The sequence below is a fragment of the Mesorhizobium sp. P2_H9 genome (genome assembly GCF_056403215.1).
Window position 1 is genome coordinate 156,388 of record NZ_JBFUFX010000011.1, and the last position, 17,224, is coordinate 173,611.

Here is a 17,224-nt window from a genome sequence, read left to right on the forward strand (position 1 = left end):
CCCGTTACAATACGATGTCGGTCCAGAGCTCGGACGGATCCGGCTCTGCGTCGTTCTGGGCAAATTCGGCGGCGTCGGCGACGATGTCGCGGACCTCCTTGTCGATGGTCTTGAGGTCGTCCTCGCTGGCCCACTTCTTGTCGATCAGCCGCGCCTTGACCTGCTCGATCGGGTCATGCTCGGAGCGCATCTTCTGCACTTCCTCCTTGGAGCGGTACTTTGCCGGGTCGGACATCGAGTGGCCGCGATAGCGATAGGTCTGCATCTCGAGGATCAGCGGGCCGTTGCCGGCGCGACACCATTCGGTGGCGAGGTCGGCGGCGGCCTTGACCGCGCGTACATCCATGCCGTCGACCTGGATGCCGGGAATCTTGAACGAGGCGCCACGATGCGAGAAATCGGTCTCGGCCGACGAGCGCGACACCGAGGTACCCATGGCGTAGCGGTTGTTCTCGATGATGAAGATCACCGGCAGCTTCCACAGCGAGGCCATGTTGAAGCTTTCATAGACCTGGCCCTGGTTGGCCGCGCCATCGCCGAAATAGGTCAGCGACACATTGTTGTTGTCGCGGTAGCGGTTGGCGAAGGCCAGGCCCGTGCCGAGCGACACCTGTGCGCCGACAATGCCGTGGCCGCCGTAAAAATGCTTCTCCTTGGAGAACATGTGCATGGAGCCGCCCTTGCCGCGCGACAGGCCGCCACGGCGCCCGGTCAGCTCGGCCATGACGCCGCGTGGCGACAGTTCCATCGCCAGCATATGGCCGTGGTCGCGATAGGCGGTGATCATCTGGTCGCCGTCGATCAGCGCCATCTTCATGCCGGTGACGACCGCTTCCTGGCCGATATAGAGGTGGCAGAAGCCGCCGATGAAGCCCATGCCGTAAAGCTGGCCGGCCTTTTCCTCGAAGCGGCGGATGAGCAGCATGTGCCGGTAGGCGGCAAGCTCCTCGTCCTTGCTGAAATCAGCGGGCTTGGGGGCGGAAAGCCCCGAGGTTTTTGTGGATTTGGCAGGCGCTTTTCTGGCGGCGGTGGCCATGCATCACTCCCTGTTGGCGTCTCTTTGTGGACACTGGAGCACAATGAAATCTGCTCCGGGGGAGATCAGTTCTCCCCACCGATTTGAGTGAAGCTAACACGCGAGAAAGCGTTTCGCCATGCAGAAAAATGCATGGCTGTCATGCGTCTAAGCAATTAAAATCATTTGATATAACGGTGATTAACTGGAATTGAGTTATTTCGAGGAAGCCGGCAACATGATGGTGATTTCGTCGGCCTGGGATAGATTGAGCGCCTTGCGCGCCTGCTCGTCGAGCATGTCCTTCTCCAGCGTCCCCTCATGCATCAGCTGCACGCGCCGCTCCAGATCGACCCGGCGCGCCTTGATGGCGTCGAGTTTGGCCTGCAGTTCGACGGTCTGCGCTTCCAGCTGATATTTGGAGTAGATGCCGAACTCGCCATGATAGGCATGGAAGCCGAAATAGGCCAGGAACGCCACGCACAGCGAGGGGATGATCAGCCGGCCGGTGTTTCTCTGCTTGTGCTGGCGTGTCCACATGATCCCAATCCTCTGCCACCCCATCTCGCCCGATTGTGCTTAATGGACGGTTACGGACGGAGGAATTTGGTGGGGGCAGAAACGAAAGAGGGCGGGAATGTTCCCGCCCTCGTCATTCCTGATATTTCCAGGGATCAGCTTTTCACAACCGACTTGCCGGCATAGCGCGCCTGCTTGCCGAGCTCTTCCTCGATGCGGATCAGCTGGTTGTACTTGGCCATGCGGTCGGAGCGCGACAGCGAACCGGTCTTGATCTGCCCGCAATTGGTGGCGACGGCGAGATCGGCGATGGTCGAATCCTCGGTCTCGCCCGAGCGATGCGACATGACGGCGGTGTAGCCGGCCTTGTGCGCGGTCTCGACGGCGTCGAGCGTCTCGGTCAGCGAGCCGATCTGGTTGACCTTGACCAGGATCGAATTGGCGACACCCATGCGGATGCCGTCGCGAAGCCGCGCCGTGTTGGTGACGAACAAATCGTCGCCGACCAGCTGGGTCTTCTTGCCGATTAGGTCGGTCAGGTATTTCCAGCCTTCCCAATCGTCCTCGGCCAGCCCGTCCTCGATCGAGATGATCGGATAGTCGGCGGCGAGCTTGGCCAGGTACTTGGCCTGCGCCTTCGGATCGCGGCTCTTCTTTTCGCCTTCATAGACGTAATTGCCGTCCTTGAAGAACTCGGTCGCGGCGCAGTCGAGGCCGAGCGCGATTTCCTCGCCCGGCTTGAAGCCAGCCTTTTCGATCGATTCCATGATGAAATCGAGCGCCACCGGCGCGCTCTTCAGATTGGGAGCAAAGCCGCCTTCGTCGCCGACATTGGTGTTGTGGCCGGCATCCTTCAGCTTCTTGCGCAGCGTGTGGAAGATCTCCGATCCCCAGCGCACACCCTCGCGCAGCGTCGGCGCGCCGATCGGCATGATCATGAATTCCTGGAAGTCGATCGGATTGTCGGCATGCGCGCCGCCATTGATGATGTTCATCATCGGCACCGGCAGGATATGCGCCTTGGCACCGCCGACATAGCGATACAGCGGCAGGCCGGAGGCTACCGCCGCCGCCTTGGCCACCGCCAGCGAAACGCCGAGAATGGCGTTGGCGCCGAGCCGGCTCTTGTTAGGCGTACCGTCGAGCTCGATCATCGTCTGGTCAATATGGATCTGGTTTTCGGCTTCCATGCCGCCGATCGCCTCGAACAGCTCGCCATTGACCGCCTCGACAGCCCTCAGCACACCCTTGCCGAGATAGCGGGCGCCGCCGTCGCGAAGTTCAACGGCTTCATGCGCGCCGGTGGAGGCGCCCGACGGTACAGCCGCACGGCCCATCGAGCCGTCTTCGAGCACGACGTCGACCTCGACGGTCGGATTACCACGGCTATCCAGGATTTCACGCCCGACAATGTCGATGATGGCGGTCATTGCGATGTCCCCGATTGATCGATTGAAAGCGTCGCGCCCCTCTTAGCCAAAGCACCGCAAAACGCAATCGGGCACTCGCAAATATTGCCGTCACGTTTGCTCGACCGATTCACGAAGCGCAAATCGCTGTCATCATAAGTCATGCATGGCAGGCTGGTTTGTGGTCTAAGCTCGCAGCTGCGCGGGGCGAAACAGGAGGAGTTTCGCCATGTCCCAGTTGAGCGGTATCGTGAGTTTGTTCCTGATCGCGGCGGCATTCCTGACGTCGTGCGACAATCAGCAGTCGCCGCAGGGCGCCATGCAGCTATCAACCCTTCGGGCGGCTGAGTAGAGTTTCCCCGCACAGAGAAAGGCCCCCGGTTCAAACCGGGGGCCTTTTCGATTCCGGCTTTCGGTCAGTCCAACCGCTCAATGCCAGTAAGGCGTGACCTTGTAGTAGTCATAGGAGGCGTCACGCGCGGTCTCGCCGTCGGCCCCAGCGAGTTCGTTGATCGAATAGGCGGGAGCTGCCTTCAGCTGATCCTTGGAGAAGGGTACGACATAGCCGCCCTTGTCCTCGTCATAGTCGAGACTCGCCCACGGAATGGCATGGTATTTCTCGCCGATGCCGAGAAAACCGCCAAAGCCGATCACCGCGAACATGATGCCGTTCGACGTCTTGTCGAGCATGATGTCCTCGATGGCGCCAATGCTCTTGCCTTCGGTGTTGTAGACCGACGTGCCGATGACCCGCGAAGCGGCGATAGCTTCGGTGTGTCCTGTCTGGGTGGTCATGACGATGCTCCTCTTTGTCGTTGATCGTACTTTGACAATGAGGGGCGCGGGCGAAAGTTCCCGACTTTTTTAGAGCATGATCCCGAAAAGTGGTGACCGGTTTTCGGAAAAGATCATGCTCGAACAAGGAGTTGGCAGGCGCTCATTCCGCGAGGATGAACGTGACCTTCATGTTGACGCGGTAAGCGGCGATCTTGCCATCCTCGACGACGATCTTCTGGTCCTGGATCCAGGCGCCTTCGACGTTTTTCAAGGTCTTCGAGGCGCGCGCAATTCCCTTCTCGATGGCGTCCTGAAAGCTTTTCTTGGATGACGACGTGATCTCGGTGACGCGGGCGACAGACATGGGCTTCCTCCTGCCAAGACGCTTATTTTACGGGGCAAGCGTACAGCCGGCTTTTGCCGACCACAAGCCGGACAGCCCCGGCGGCCATTGTCACCCTGTAGCCCTGCGTGGCATTGAATAGCAGTCCGATCGTTTCATGGGGGGTGGCAATGACCGAACAGCCCGATAGGCGTGAGACTGTCGCGGAACTGCCAGCGCCGGTGGTCGACGCCAATGCCGCCAACGCTTCCAGCGGTTATTTCTTTGCCGGCGCCATGGGCCTGATCGCGGTCCTGCTGCCCTGGTATTTCGAGCTGCCGCTCAATTTCGACGTCACTGACCGCGCATTCAATCCGCTCGTCTTCGTTCCGGTCGTATTCGCCGTCATCGGTTTTTACGCGTTGCTGAGGGCGATCCGCGACACGCTGCGCGTTCGCAAATTCGGCACCACCACGCTGCAGGCCGGCCCCGCCAACCCGGGAACGCGCTTCGAAGGGCTGATTCGCTCGAGCCGCGACCTGGATCCCGCCGGAGACTACACCGTGCTGCTCCGATGCATCCGCACCTATCGCGTCGGGGGACCGATCGTGAATGCGACGGCCGGGACCAAATCCACCTACAAGGACGAACTCAAGTGGCAGGACAAGATCGTTGTGCCGCGCGGTTCGGTGCAATCGAGCGCCGGCATTCCTTTCGCCTTTGCCATCCCGGCCGACGCACTGCCGTCGGTGGGACCGCCGATTTTCGAACACCAGCATGGCAATGTGCGCTGGATTCTGACCGTCACAGCACCGATGCCTGGCGTGGACTACTATGCGGTCTTCGCGGTCACCATGAGAAGGCCCGGCGAGGACGACGACGACTGATGGCTTAGCGCGCTTTGGCCACGCGGTCGAACGCCATCAGCCTTTCGAGCAGTGCCGGAAGATCTTTCAGCGGCACCATGTTGGGGCCGTCGGAAGGGGCGTTGTCTGGATCCTGATGGGTTTCGATGAAGACGCCGGCGACGCCGACCGCCACCGCAGCCCGCGCCAGCGTCTCGACAAAACGCCGATCGCCGCCGGTGGAACCGCCCTGCCCGCCAGGCTGCTGCACAGAATGGGTGGCATCGAAAATCACCGGCGCGCCGATCTCGGCCATGATCGGCAGCGCGCGCATGTCCGACACCAGCGTGTTGTAGCCGAAGGACGCGCCTCGCTCCGTGACAAGCACATTGGCATTGCCGGAGTCGGTGATCTTGGCGACGACATTCTTCATGTCCCAGGGGGCCAGGAACTGGCCCTTCTTCACATTGACCACCTTTCCGGTCCTTGCCGCGGCGGTCAGCAGATCGGTCTGGCGGCTGAGAAAGGCCGGTATCTGCAAAATGTCGACATGCGGCGCGACGATTGCACACTGCTCCTCGGTGTGAACGTCGGTCAGGATCGGCAGCGAAAACGCCTTGCGCAAATCGTCGAAGACCGGCAGCGCCGCCTCGAGCCCGGCGCCGCGCGTCCCGCCAAGTGACGTCCGGTTGGCCTTGTCGTAGCTGGTCTTGTAGACAAGCCCGATGCCGAGCTTCTCGGTCAGTTCCTTCAGCGCACCGGCCATGTCGAAAGCATGCTGGCGCGATTCGAGCTGGCACGGCCCGGCGATCAGCGACAGCGGCGCGGTGTTGTCGAAGACGACCTTGCCGGCACTTACGGACGAATTGGGCTTGCTCATGCGATCTCCCGGAAAATGAAACCCGCGCCCTGTCCGGGCGCCGGCGGCACGACAATCTGATTGCCGCGTATGTCGTGTTCGATGGCGCCGGCTGCAAGCTGCCTGGCAACGGCGCCGGCATTGCGGACCGAGTAGACGATTGCAGCAAAGCGCAGTTCTGACGGCGCGCCGGCCGAAATGCCGAAGCGCGCCGCAAAATCTGCCGGCTCGAGCACCGTCAAGGTCGCATTCGACAGCTCAAACGCCGTGCCGCTCCCCGCCTCGGTGCCCGCCACGATCGAAATCAAGCGGCGTTGTTGCGAAGGAGCCTCGCTGACCGCCGCGATTTCGACGATGCCGGTCACGCCATTGGCGTGGGCTTGCAGCGCGGTGCGGTCGATATCAGGCGCATTGATCCGCTCGCAGGCGAACAGGAAGGCATCCGTCGCCTTGCTGCCAGCTGCGAAGGCCAGTTTGAACGATGCCGTTTCGCTTTTTCCCGAGGTATCGGTGAAGACCCGCGAAAAGCTCAGCTCGTCGCCAGCCGACAGGCCCGCCTCGACAAAGCGCGCGTGGTCCGCGTCGGCATTGGCGGTGCCCAGAACAATGGCGGAAATCCCCTCATTGCCGCAATTTTCGCGATAGAGACGATCGCGGGTGACAAAGACGTTGCCCCCGGCAATGGCCTTCACCGCTGCCTGTTCATTGCCGACCGCGAGCGGTTCGAGATAGGTGCCATCGGCGAGGAAAACACAGCAGTTTTCCGTCCCGAAAGGATGGATGCCGGTCGGCGCAACGACGAAGCCGAGCGAGGTGAGCCGGGCTCGCGCCACATCGAGGCTCTGCGTAGGCAGCACCAAATGATCGAGCGGGCCGGCTTCTATGGTTCGGATCATGCAGGCGCGATGTGCATCATTCCGCAAACCGGTTCAAGACTTGATCGCAATCCCGGCCGCCGGCGACGGCGCTATTACGCCCAGAAATGGCCCTGATTTTCGCTTCTGCCGCCAAGGGATTTGACGTAGGGCATCCCCCGCGCGGGGGATGAACACACCGCTGTGGTCGGGGTTTCAGGAAGCATTGCGGCTCAAGGGCAAACCCTATGACCTCACCCGCTGGCTGGAACGGGCAGCCTTGCGGTCCGCCGACCGGGTCGTCGCGCTGACGGACGGATATGGGAGGAACGCGGACACCGAGATGGGACTGGATCGTGGTCGGGTGACGGTGATTGCCAACGCGGTCGGCGCCCGTTCCGAGCTGGCGCGCACCTGGCGCCTCGCCTCCCGCAATGGCACCGTCGCCATCGTCTTCGGCCTGATCGACGGCGCGCGCTTTTGCTACATTTTGCTCGCCTGCGACTACGCCGCCTATGCCCGATTTTCTCCAGGCCGTGTCGCAATCGACCGTGTCATGGCGGCCTGGGCCGCCGAGGGCGGTACGATGTTCGATTTCACCATCGGTGATGAGGCGTTCAAGGCCGGGTTTGGCTGCACCCGCACAAGCATGTATGAGTTTGCCCTGTGACAGTCTTGCCAACCTCCTTTCCCACCGCAGCCGAGGGCTTCCCGAGGCCCCGGCTTGCCGTCGTGGTTCCGGCGAGGGATCGGCGGGAAAGCCTGCCCCGCACGCTGGCATCGGTTCTGTCCAGCCCAAGAGCCGACATCGAACTGATCGTCGTCGACGACGGTTCGCTGGATGGCACCGAAAGCTATCTGGCTTCGCTGGATGATCCGCGCCTGGCCTGGCATCGCCTGTCGGTCCCGGGCGGCGCCAACCGGGCGCGCAACCAAGGGGCTGCGCTGAGCAGCGCGCCGCTCATTGCCTTTCTCGATTCCGACGATGCCTTCTGCCCCGGACGCATGGACAGGCTGATCGCTTTCTTCGATGCCAATCCCGACATCGCCTGCACCATCGACGGCTTCAGCGACGTTGCGGACGAATATCGACGTCTGCATAAAATGCCGGGCCGCACACCCGACGGAGAACGGCTACGGCAGCTCTTGTTCTGCCATTGCATCCCCCTGACCAACTCGACCGTCACCGTCCGCCGGACCGCCTTTGCGTCGGTCGGCGGATACGATCCGGATCTCAATCGCCATCAGGACCGCGAGTTCCTGATAAGGCTAAGCAAGCAGCATCGCATCGCCTTCGGCAATGCGGCCGATGTCCTGAAATACCGGGAAGCCAACTCGATGTCGCGCGCTCATGCCGGCTACATCGAAGGGCTGGATGATTTTGTCGCCCGCTGCCCGGATTATCAGACGGCCGCCTACCGCTCCATTCTCAGCTACCTGACGGTTCGCGGTGTCGTGAAGGCGGTGGCTCAGGGTCATTTCGGCATTGCCCTGGCGGAGATGAGAGCCTGGCGCAAGGCCGGCAACCTGCCCGGAGGACTTGGCGTGCTGCCCGGCTATTTCGCGGGGCGTCGGCAAAGGCAGGCGCTCAGTCAGACCGCCGACACCACATCGGCCGAATAACGCAATTCACGCAGTGGTTTGACCTTGCTGGTCGTCTCGGCATAGAGCGGGTGGGCCTTGTAGGCGGCAAGGGCCGCGTCATCCCTGAACTCGGCATAGACAACCACGTCGATCGCGTCCGAAAGCGGATCGACCTTGGTGTTGAGCGTCACTTCGAAGAGGCTGGAATGCGGGATGTTGCCCAGCGCCAGCAAGCCCGTACGCACGGCTTCGACATCCTCTGTGCGTCGCGCGCTGAAGAAAACGATGTGCCGGATCAACCCAGCCCTCCTCAATCGGTTTGCCGCGTGTTTTGTGTCAACAAAACCGTCGCGTCAACGGGCAACGATGTCGCGCCCGGCGACCTCAAAAGGCGAGTTGTCGAGTGAAAAACTAGACCACGCCGGTGACATAGCGCACGATGCGCGACATCTCCCTGACCGTGGTGTCGAGATAGCGGCCCTGATTGTAGAGGCCGTCCCAGATCAGGAAAAAGGTGATGGCGGAGATGACGATAACATAACGCATGGTTAAAACTATCGCATGGAGGCGGCGGCTGCCATAGCGATTTTCAACGCCGGCCAGCGCCTGGCATTCCCCAGACGGAAAGGGGCGAAGCGCTGCTGTCGGCGACCTTTGCCGGCCAGGCCCAATGCTTGGCACAGCCCGGCTCGCAGCTTGCCTCTTGAAGTTCCCGTTAATGACGTGGAAGATTGTGGCGGGAATTCACTGGGAAGCGCTGAAGCTCTGGTCAAAAGGGCGCGCGTTTTCGTTCGAGCCCGCCCGCTCCCGAACCGGCCAGCAACCCGGGATCAGGCAGCAGCGGCCGAACCTGGCGAATGAACTGCGAGAGGGTGTGGAAGCCGGTGGATTTTGTGCCGGCCCCGCAGAAGTGCAGGGACGTGAAATGGCATACAAGGAACACAAGGGCGCAGCATTGGGCGGCATGGCGTTGAGCGATGCGGTCAAGCTCGACGAATTCAATTTCGCCGAGATCGTCAAAGGCCTGCCGGCCAAGGCGCGCATGGTGCTGTCGGCGGCGATGAACCTGCCGCGCGGCTCGCTGAAGGTGAGAATGCCTGACGGTCGCGCCGTTCTCGTCGGCGGCAAAGGTCCCGGTCCGGACGCCGAACTGGTGCTAAAGAACTGGCGCTTGCCCGGCCGCGCCTTTACCGGCGGCACCATCGGCGTTGCCGAATCCTACATGGACGGCGACTGGGAAAGCCCTGACGTCACCAGTTTCCTGGAACTGTTCGTCATCAACTCGGCCATCGGCGAACGTGTCGCCGGCGGCGCCAGCTGGCTCATCAACACCGTCCAGCGCATCCGCCACTGGTTCAACGAAAACACCCGCACCGGCTCGCAACGCAACATTTCGGCGCATTACGATCTTGGCAACGCCTTCTACAAGGAATGGCTCGATCCAAGCATGACCTATTCGTCGGCGCTTTACGCGACCGGCGCCAACGACCTGGAAAGCGCGCAGGCCGCCAAATATCGCGCACTGGCCAAGGACACCGGCATTGGCAAAAAGGACCATGTGCTGGAGATCGGCTGCGGATGGGGTGGCTTTGCCGAATTTGCCGCGCGCGAAATCGGCTGCCGCGTCACCGGACTGACGATCAGCCGCGAGCAGCACGATTTCGCCAAGGCACGCATCCAGAAGGCAGGCCTTGCCGACAAGGTCGACATCAAGCTGCAGGACTATCGCGACGAGACCGGCACCTATGATCGCATCGCCTCGATCGAGATGTTCGAGGCGGTCGGCGAAAAATACTGGCCGGTGTTTTTCGCCAAGATGAAGGCTTGTCTGAAGCCCGGCGGCACCGCCGGCCTGCAGATCATCACCATCAACGAAGCCGCTTACGACACCTACCGCGCCCGACCGGATTTCATCCAGCGCTATGTTTTCCCCGGCGGCATGCTGCCGACGCCGTCGATCCTGAAATCGCTCGGCGCAGATCACGGCCTTGCCCATCTGCGCGAGCGCGTGTTCCCCGACGACTATGCGCGCACGCTCGCCGAATGGCGCCAGCGCTTCTGGGCGTCCTGGGAAAAGATCGTTCCGCTCGGTTTCGACGACCGCTTCAAGAAACTCTGGGAGTTCTACCTGCACTATTGCGAAGCCGGCTTCAGGGCGAGCTACATCGACGTCCGTCAGGTGGTCTACAAGGCGTAAGGGCAGCCTCAACGAAATCCCGGCAAGGCGGCCTGCGCCGCCTCGCCCCTTTGCGCAAGTGTCGCGAGACCTATTTTCAGAGGATGATGCGGTACTTCGCAAACCCCGCTTCGCCCTCGCCCGCCGGTTCGATCTTCAGCGACGTCACCTGCGCGATGAAATCCTTGGCCTTGGCGCCGGTCTCGAACACGACACTGGCTCCTGGCAATGGCGCAAACGACCAGTTGCCGTCCGCCGACGGATTGATGGTGCCCTCGCTGATGATGTAGCGGACGATCACATCACGGTTGGTGTCGGGCGCCTCATAGATGATCTTCGAGGCATTGATGTCAGGGAAATTGCCGCCGCCACCGGCGCGGTAATTGTTGGTGGCGACGACAAATTTCCCTGCGGGATCGATTGGTTTTCCGTCGAACATCAGGTCGACGATGCGGTTTGAGCCAGCATTCGCCAGCCCGCCCTTGGCATCGTATTTGGGTGCCTGTGACAGGTCGATCCTGTAACTGACGCCATCGATGACGTCGAAATTGTAGGACGGGAAATCGGTGTTGATGAGCGCCTGGTCGGCTTTGCCAGGCTCGATTCGGTTGAAGATACCGGCCGACATTTCCAGCCATTCCTTGACCTGGGCGCCGGTGATTTCGACGGCGCGCACCGTGTTCGGATAGAGATAGAGGTCGGCGACATTTTTGATCGCGATGTCGCCCACCGGCACGTCGGTATAGTAGTCGGCCCCATTGCGGCCGCCCGCCTTGAAGGGAGCCGCCGCCGACAGCAGCGGCACATCCTTCCACTGCGTATTCCTAAGGATGTCCTTGAGATACCAGGTCTGCGCCTGGCTGACGATCTGCACCGACGGGTCGTCGGCGACCAGCGCAAAATAGGAATAGAGCGGCGCCGAAGTCTTGCCGACGGGCCGGCGCACATAGGCAAGCGTCGCCTCGTGGTCTTTTTTCAAAACATCGACAATGCGCTTGTCGTCTTCGACCGTCGGCTTGTTCGCCTTGTCGATCCGCTCGTAGATCGGCCGCGCCTCGGAGGTCGCCGAAACGACCTTCCATTTCGAGCCGTCGCGCTCCAGCATCAGGTCGATCAGGCCCATATGCGAGCCCCAGAAGCCGCCCATGACGGCAGGCTTGCCTTGCAGCCTGCCCTTTTGCGTATCGACGGCCTCGAGCGACTGAAAGTCCTTCTTGCCGGGGAAGACCAGATGCTGGTGGCCGGTGAAGACCGCGTCGATGCCCTCTACGCCGGCTACGAAGAACGAGGCGTTCTCCATCATGTCGCCCTGCTTGATGTCGATGCCGGAATGCGAGAGCGCAATGACGATGTCGGCGCCCGCCTCCTTCATCTCAGGCACCCAGGCCTTGGCCGCTTCGACGATGTCGCGCGTCTTGACGTTGCCCTCCAGGTTCTTCAGGTCCCACACCATGATCTGCGGCGGCACGAAGCCGATGATGCCGATTTTGATCGGCTGCTCGGCGCCTGACCCGTCCTTGATCTTCTTGTCGAGGATGACATAGGGCTTGAGGTAGAGCCTGTCGTCGCGCGGGTTCGCCGCAAGCTCGGTGCCGCGGATCAGGTTTGCACAGACGAACGGGAAATTGGCGCCGGCCAACACCTTATCCAGAAACGACAGGCCGTAGTTGAACTCGTGGTTGCCGAGCGTCGAGCATTCATAGCCGAGCAGGTTCATGCCCTTCATGATCGGATGCAGGTCGCCGTCCTTCATCCCCTTTTCATAGGCGATGTAGTCGCCCATCGGATTGCCTTGCAGAAGGTCGCCATTGTCGATCAGCATCGCGTTGGTGGCTTCCTTGCGCACCGCCGCAATCAGCGACGCCGTCCGCGACAGCCCCATCGTGTCGTTTGGTTTGTCGGCGTAGTAATCGTAAGGCAGCACATTCACATGGATGTCGGTCGTTTCCATGATCCTGAGATGCGCCTGGTTGGCTTGCGCGCGAGCGGAGAACGGGTGGAGCATGATCAGCGCGCCTGCAGCAGTGGCGCCGGCGAGAAAGCCGCGGCGGGACACGGGGTGGAGCAGTTGGGGCATTGTTTCTTCCTACTTCGACAAGTGACAAGCCCAGACCCCGAAGCAGAAGCTTCGCGCCGAAATCCGGCCATGTCCACCGCGAAGTCAATCGATCAGGAAAAGGTGACGGGCGGATGAAACACCCTCCCGGAGCGAAACGTCAGCCCTTGTCCTCATCGCCCTGCGTGATCAGCCGCGCGCTGCGCTGGCCCGTCAGATAGATCCATAGCCAGCTTAACGAGACCGCGAGCCGGTTGCGGAAACCGATCAGAAAATAGATGTGCGCAATTCCCCACAGCCACCAGGCGAGCCAGCCGGTGAGCTTGATCCAGCCGAAATCGATCGCGGCGGCGCGTTTGCCGATCGTCGCCAGATCGCCGGCATGGCTGTAGTGGAAAGGACGCGCGGTCCTGTCACCGTCAAGCCGGACCTTGATGGTAGCCGCAACATGTCGGCCCTCCTGTTTGGCGGAAGGCGCCACGCCAGGCACCGGCCGTCCATCGGGCCGCAGTACGAGGGCAGCGTCGCCGATGACAAAAATCTCCGGGCTGCCGGGCACGCTGAGGTCAGGCTCGACGAGCACCCTGCCCGCCCGGTCTGCCTTCGCTCCAAGCCATTCAGCGGCGGGCGAAGCGGCAACGCCGGCTGCCCAGAGGATCGTTCGGGCCGCCAGTTGCCTGTCACCAAAGACCACGCCTTCGGCGTCGCAGCGCGTCACGGCCCGGCCGAGCTCGATCGTCACGCCCAGCCGCTCGAGCGCCTTTCCAGCGTAATCGGAGAGTTTTGGCGCGAAATTGGCAAGGATGCGGTCACCGGCCTCGATCAGCACCACGCGCGTTTGCCGCGTATCGATGTTGCGGAATTCGCCGCGTAGCGTGTCATGCGCCAGTTCGATGATGGTGCCGGCAAGCTCCACACCGGTCGGCCCGCCACCGACAATCGCAATGGTCAGAAGCGCTTGGCGTTTGGCAGGGTCGGTTTCGCGCTCGGCCTGCTCGAACGCCAGCAGAATGCGTCGCCGAATGGTGGTGGCGTCCTCCAGCGTCTTTAGCCCCGGCGCGAAAGGCTCCCATTCGTCATGGCCGAAATAGGCGTGGCGGGCTCCGGTGGCCAGCACCAGCGTGTCGTAGGCGACGGCACTGCCGTCATCGAGCAGCACGCGCTTGCCGGCGCGGTCGACGCCACTGACATTGGCGAGCAGCGTTGTCACGTCCTTGCGCTTGCGCAACAGGTGCCGGATCGGCCAGGCGACCTCCGAGGTCGCCAGCGCCGTCGTCGCCACCTGGTAGAGCAGCGGCTGGAACAGGTGATGGTTGCGCTTGTCGATCATGGTGATGCGCACCGGCGCGCCAGCAAGCGCACGGGTGAATTCGAGACCGCCGAAACCTGCGCCGACAACGACGACATGATGGCTGGCTTCGTTCATCTCATTCACCTCAGGAGAGCAAGATCATCAAGCTTGATCTAGGTATTTTTGTGCACCGCAACAATATCTGGACCTGGAACGACTGCCCGGAGTCGCCGTTCGATGTCGTGAACGCACATGCCGCACACCAAGGCCGGGGTATAGCGTTGCCGAAACAGGATGCCGAGGATGAAGCATGGCCAACGATCATGACGACGAAGGTCCGGCGCAGTACGCTTCGCCACCCTGCTTCATGCATGAATTCGATCCGGAGTTTCGGATGCCCTTGACCGACTGGACCGACGTGAAACGCTGGCGCAAAGCCGAGCGCGAGCGGCTGATCGCGGCCCGTCTCGCCGTTTCCGCCGACGCGCGGGCGGCCATGTCGCAGCGCATAGCCGAAGGTCTTGACGCCGTCATCGGCGACATCGCCGGCCGCATGGTCAGCCTCTATTGGCCATTTCGCGGCGAGCCGGACCTGCGGCCCTGGATGGCTTCCATCAACGAACGTGGCGGCCGCACCGCGCTGCCTGTGGTCATCGAGAAAGGCCAACCGCTAGTCTTTCGCGCCTACGTGCCCGGCGACCGGCTGGAAAAGGGCGTCTGGAACATCCCGATCCCGGCGCAAGGCGACCCGGTGTTGCCCGATATCGTCATTTCGCCGATCGTCGGCATCGATCCCGGTCACTACCGACTGGGCTATGGCGGCGGCTTCTTCGATCGCACGCTGGCCGCGATGCCGTTCAAGCCGCTGGTCATCGGCATCGGCTACGAACTGCAGCGCATCGCGACCATCTATCCGCAGCCGCACGACATCCCGATGGATCGGATCGTCACCGAGGCCTAAGCGCAAATGTCACGTGACAAAAATCCGACTTGGGCGATAAATAGTCTTTGAGCGGACCATGCTGCGGGGGACCGTTTCGACATGCGCTGTGGGCGGATCCAACAGTGTCCGGTCGCTCATTAGATCGGCTGCTTCACAACGGATGTTAATATGATCGGACGAACTATAGCGGCTGCCCTTGCAATAGCGTTTTGCTTTTCGCCTTCGCATGCGCAACCACGGCATCGTTTGCCGAGCGGCTATAAATGGGGCCGCTGCCTGCTTGTTGTTGACGGTCAGACCCGCATATCCGGAAAATGCTCCTATCAAATCGAGACCGGCGGAGATTTTAATATCCAGGGACCCCGGCAAGTTTTTGCGGGCATCGACTATCCCGATACGCATAGTGGGGCTGATGAAAGGTCCGAAGATTACTGGGCGGTTGTCTACAAGGACGGTGATGTTTGGAGCGGCTATGCGAACTCGGACATTTCCGAAACTCACGGTGACGAACGTTGGGAGGCACTTCGCCGCGAAGGCGCATGTTATCTAGGGAAGGACGTCCGGGTGTGCCTTTGGCGCTAAGCCATTTCCGGCTTCATGCCCATCGCCGTGCGATCGACGATCTCACGCAAGGCGAATGACGAATTGATCTTCGTCACATGCGGCATCGCCGACAGCCACTCCTTGTGGATGCGCTCATAGTCGACGAGGTCCTTGGCCGCGATGCGCAGGATATAGTCGTATTCGCCCGACATCAGATGGCACGACAGCACGTTGGGACAACGCTTGATTGCCGCCTCGAAATCCGACAGCGTCTTCTCGAACTGCCCCGACAGCGATATATGCACGATCGCTGTCATCTGGTGCCCAAGGGCGGCATTGGAAAGCCGGGCGTGATAGCCGCGGATGGTTCCGGATTTCTCCAGATTGTCCAGCCGCCGCGAACAGGCCGACTGCGACAGGCCGACCTTCTCGGCAAGGGCTGCATTGGGGATCCGGCCATCCTTCTGCAAAGTCTCAAGAATGGCGATATCAATCCTGTCGAGCGGCATTTTTCGTGATTCCTGCGATTATTCGGCCATTTTGCGCAACAATTATCGAAAACACCCCTCCCACGCAAGCGCATTCGCAAGCACTTTCGGAACGATTCGTGGTTCACTGCTCTCAATGCATGTCGCCCAAAAGTGTGCAGCGGTTTTGGGACAACGACATGCACGAAAACAACAGGGAACGAGCCCAAAGGGCCGGATCAGGAGATAAAAAGATGCGCGTCGGCTGCCCCCGGGAAATCAAGAACCACGAATACCGCGTTGGCCTGACGCCAGGCTCGGTCCGCGAATATGTCGCCCACGGCCATGAAGTACTGGTCGAGACTGGCGCCGGTGCCGGTATCGGCGCCGATGACAACGCCTACCGCGCCGCCGGCGCCACCATCGCCAAGACGGCGGCAGACGTGTTTGCCAAGTCCGACATGATCGTCAAGGTGAAGGAGCCGCAGCCAAACGAATGGGTGCAGCTGCGTGACGGCCAGATACTCTACACCTATCTCCATCTCGCTCCGGATCCGGAGCAGACCAAGGGCCTGCTGGCCTCCGGCGTCACGGCAATCGCCTACGAGACCGTCACTGACGACCGAGGCGGCCTGCCGTTGCTGGCGCCGATGTCGGAAGTTGCCGGCCGCCTGTCGATCCAGGCCGGCGCCACCGCGCTGCAGAAGGCCAATGGCGGCCGCGGCGTATTGCTCGGCGGCGTGCCCGGCGTGTTGCCCGGCAAGGTCACCGTGCTCGGCGGCGGCGTCGTCGGCCTGCATGCTGCCCGCATGGCGGCCGGCCTTGGCGCCGACGTCACCATCATCGACCGCTCGATCCCGCGCCTGCGCCAGCTCGACGACCTCTTCGCCGGCCGCGTCCACACCCGCTATTCGACCGTCGAGGCGCTCGAGGAAGAGTGCTTTTCGGCCGACATCATCGTCGGCGCCGTGCTGATCCCGGGTGCTGCCGCGCCGAAACTCGTTTCGCGCGAAATGCTGTCCGGCATGAAGAAGGGCGCGGTGCTGGTCGACGTCGCCATCGACCAGGGTGGCTGTTTTGAGACCTCGCATGCCACCACGCATGCCGATCCGACCTACGAAGTCGACGGCGTCATCCACTACTGCGTCGCCAACATGCCGGGCGCCGTGCCGGTCACCTCCGCGCATGCGCTCAACAACGCGACGTTGCATTACGGCCTGCAGCTCGCCGACAAGGGCCTGAAGGCGATGATCGACGATCACCATCTGCGCAACGGTCTCAACGTCCACAGGGGCAAGATCACCAACCGCGCAGTCGCCGAAGCGCTCGGCTACGAGTTGGTCGAACCCAAGGCGGTCCTGGCCGCCTGACGCGCAAGCAAGAGCTTCCTCCCGTCTCGCCCGCCGGTTCGTTCCGGCGGGCTTTTTCTTGACCGCAAAAAGCGCGCAACAAAAAAGCGGAGCCAAAGCCCCGCTTCCTCGATGTCGAGATGTGCCGCCGGTTCATCCGCGGTCGGCAATCGATCGACGACTACCTTCTAGCGGTTCTATGCGACGGGAGTACG

The 17,224-nt window shown here is 61.7% G+C and carries 19 protein-coding genes and 1 pseudogene; 8 read left to right on the forward strand and 12 right to left on the reverse strand.

Translation table 11 applies throughout. From position 1 onward, the window contains the following. Positions 1 to 4: 4 nt before the first annotated feature. From pdhA to eno, 3 genes are all read right to left on the reverse strand, one after another. Complete coding sequence (gene pdhA / locus AC1DXN_RS21880; RefSeq protein ID WP_477246746.1) at positions 5 to 1,036, reverse strand: pyruvate dehydrogenase (acetyl-transferring) E1 component subunit alpha; 1,032 nt, start codon at positions 1,034 to 1,036, stop codon at positions 5 to 7. Positions 1,037 to 1,231: 195 nt separating this feature from the next. After that, on the reverse strand, positions 1,232 to 1,555 hold the full coding sequence (locus tag AC1DXN_RS21885; protein ID WP_477276043.1) for an FtsB family cell division protein: 324 nt from the start codon (positions 1,553 to 1,555) through the stop codon (positions 1,232 to 1,234). A gap of 134 nt (positions 1,556 to 1,689) precedes the next feature. Further along, a complete protein-coding gene (gene eno / locus AC1DXN_RS21890) occupies positions 1,690 to 2,964 on the reverse strand; it encodes a phosphopyruvate hydratase (protein WP_477276041.1) in 1,275 nt (424 codons plus the stop codon). 208 nt (positions 2,965 to 3,172) lie between these two features. Between eno and AC1DXN_RS21895 the strand changes: the two genes are divergently transcribed. Further along, complete coding sequence (locus tag AC1DXN_RS21895; protein WP_477246739.1) at positions 3,173 to 3,295, forward strand: hypothetical protein; 123 nt, start codon at positions 3,173 to 3,175, stop codon at positions 3,293 to 3,295. 77 nt (positions 3,296 to 3,372) lie between these two features. On the opposite strand, the gene AC1DXN_RS21900 is transcribed toward AC1DXN_RS21895, so the two are convergent. Next, positions 3,373 to 3,738 (reverse strand): PRC-barrel domain-containing protein, encoded by a 366-nt coding sequence (locus tag AC1DXN_RS21900; RefSeq protein ID WP_477246737.1) that lies wholly within the window; start codon positions 3,736 to 3,738, stop codon positions 3,373 to 3,375. A gap of 142 nt (positions 3,739 to 3,880) precedes the next feature. Next, entirely contained in the window at positions 3,881 to 4,084 is a 204-nt protein-coding gene (locus AC1DXN_RS21905) for a dodecin family protein (RefSeq protein ID WP_027045027.1), read from the reverse strand. Positions 4,085 to 4,233: 149 nt separating this feature from the next. Between AC1DXN_RS21905 and AC1DXN_RS21910 the strand changes: the two genes are divergently transcribed. Beyond that, the gene (locus AC1DXN_RS21910) at positions 4,234 to 4,929 is read left to right on the forward strand and encodes a hypothetical protein (RefSeq protein ID WP_477276039.1); all 696 of its coding nucleotides are present in this window, start codon (positions 4,234 to 4,236) and stop codon (positions 4,927 to 4,929) included. 4 nt (positions 4,930 to 4,933) lie between these two features. Here the strand turns inward: AC1DXN_RS21910 and kdsA are convergent, their stop codons facing one another. Then, on the reverse strand, positions 4,934 to 5,767 hold the full coding sequence (kdsA, locus tag AC1DXN_RS21915; RefSeq protein ID WP_477276037.1) for a 3-deoxy-8-phosphooctulonate synthase: 834 nt from the start codon (positions 5,765 to 5,767) through the stop codon (positions 4,934 to 4,936). Further along, entirely contained in the window at positions 5,764 to 6,642 is an 879-nt protein-coding gene (locus AC1DXN_RS21920; RefSeq protein WP_477276035.1) for a VOC family protein, read from the reverse strand. Before AC1DXN_RS21920 ends, kdsA begins: the two co-directional genes overlap by 4 nt. Before the next feature lie 148 nt (positions 6,643 to 6,790). On the opposite strand from AC1DXN_RS21920, the gene AC1DXN_RS21925 reads away from it, so the two are divergent. Beyond that, complete coding sequence (locus AC1DXN_RS21925; RefSeq protein ID WP_477276033.1) at positions 6,791 to 7,270, forward strand: glycosyltransferase; 480 nt, start codon at positions 6,791 to 6,793, stop codon at positions 7,268 to 7,270. Then, positions 7,267 to 8,223 carry a glycosyltransferase family 2 protein gene (locus AC1DXN_RS21930; protein WP_477276031.1) on the forward strand — a complete coding sequence of 319 codons (957 nt, stop codon included), beginning with the start codon at positions 7,267 to 7,269 and terminating at the stop codon, positions 8,221 to 8,223. The genes AC1DXN_RS21925 and AC1DXN_RS21930 overlap by 4 nt, the downstream gene beginning before the upstream one ends. Here the strand turns inward: AC1DXN_RS21930 and AC1DXN_RS21935 are convergent. After that, positions 8,193 to 8,483, reverse strand: a complete 291-nt coding sequence (locus AC1DXN_RS21935; RefSeq protein ID WP_477276029.1) for a Dabb family protein — start codon at positions 8,481 to 8,483, stop codon at positions 8,193 to 8,195. The two genes, AC1DXN_RS21930 and AC1DXN_RS21935, sit on opposite strands and share 31 nt — an antisense overlap. A gap of 112 nt (positions 8,484 to 8,595) precedes the next feature. Further along, positions 8,596 to 8,730 carry a hypothetical protein gene (locus AC1DXN_RS21940; RefSeq protein WP_477276027.1) on the reverse strand — a complete coding sequence of 45 codons (135 nt, stop codon included), beginning with the start codon at positions 8,728 to 8,730 and terminating at the stop codon, positions 8,596 to 8,598. A 124-nt stretch (positions 8,731 to 8,854) separates the two neighbouring features. Here AC1DXN_RS21940 and AC1DXN_RS21945 point away from each other — a divergent pair. Together AC1DXN_RS21945 and AC1DXN_RS21950 are read left to right on the forward strand one after the other, a co-directional pair. Beyond that, positions 8,855 to 8,971 (forward strand): annotated as a pseudogene (locus AC1DXN_RS21945) (DUF1365 family protein); the annotation flags it as partial. 138 nt (positions 8,972 to 9,109) lie between these two features. After that, entirely contained in the window at positions 9,110 to 10,381 is a 1,272-nt protein-coding gene (locus AC1DXN_RS21950; RefSeq protein WP_477276264.1) for a class I SAM-dependent methyltransferase, read from the forward strand. 76 nt (positions 10,382 to 10,457) lie between these two features. On the opposite strand, the gene AC1DXN_RS21955 is transcribed toward AC1DXN_RS21950, so the two are convergent. Beyond that, positions 10,458 to 12,437 carry a bifunctional 2',3'-cyclic-nucleotide 2'-phosphodiesterase/3'-nucleotidase gene (locus AC1DXN_RS21955; RefSeq protein WP_477276025.1) on the reverse strand — a complete coding sequence of 660 codons (1,980 nt, stop codon included), beginning with the start codon at positions 12,435 to 12,437 and terminating at the stop codon, positions 10,458 to 10,460. A 139-nt stretch (positions 12,438 to 12,576) separates the two neighbouring features. Then, entirely contained in the window at positions 12,577 to 13,842 is a 1,266-nt protein-coding gene (locus tag AC1DXN_RS21960; RefSeq protein WP_477276023.1) for an NAD(P)/FAD-dependent oxidoreductase, read from the reverse strand. Between the two features lie 175 nt (positions 13,843 to 14,017). Between AC1DXN_RS21960 and AC1DXN_RS21965 the strand changes: the two genes are divergently transcribed. Further along, positions 14,018 to 14,668 carry a 5-formyltetrahydrofolate cyclo-ligase gene (locus tag AC1DXN_RS21965; protein ID WP_477276021.1) on the forward strand — a complete coding sequence of 217 codons (651 nt, stop codon included), beginning with the start codon at positions 14,018 to 14,020 and terminating at the stop codon, positions 14,666 to 14,668. 560 nt (positions 14,669 to 15,228) lie between these two features. Here AC1DXN_RS21965 and AC1DXN_RS21970 read toward each other — a convergent pair. Beyond that, on the reverse strand, positions 15,229 to 15,702 hold the full coding sequence (locus AC1DXN_RS21970; RefSeq protein ID WP_010909317.1) for an Lrp/AsnC family transcriptional regulator: 474 nt from the start codon (positions 15,700 to 15,702) through the stop codon (positions 15,229 to 15,231). Between the two features lie 212 nt (positions 15,703 to 15,914). Between AC1DXN_RS21970 and ald the strand changes: the two genes are divergently transcribed. Next, a complete protein-coding gene (ald, locus tag AC1DXN_RS21975; protein WP_477276019.1) occupies positions 15,915 to 17,030 on the forward strand; it encodes an alanine dehydrogenase in 1,116 nt (371 codons plus the stop codon). Positions 17,031 to 17,224: the final 194 nt, after the last annotated feature.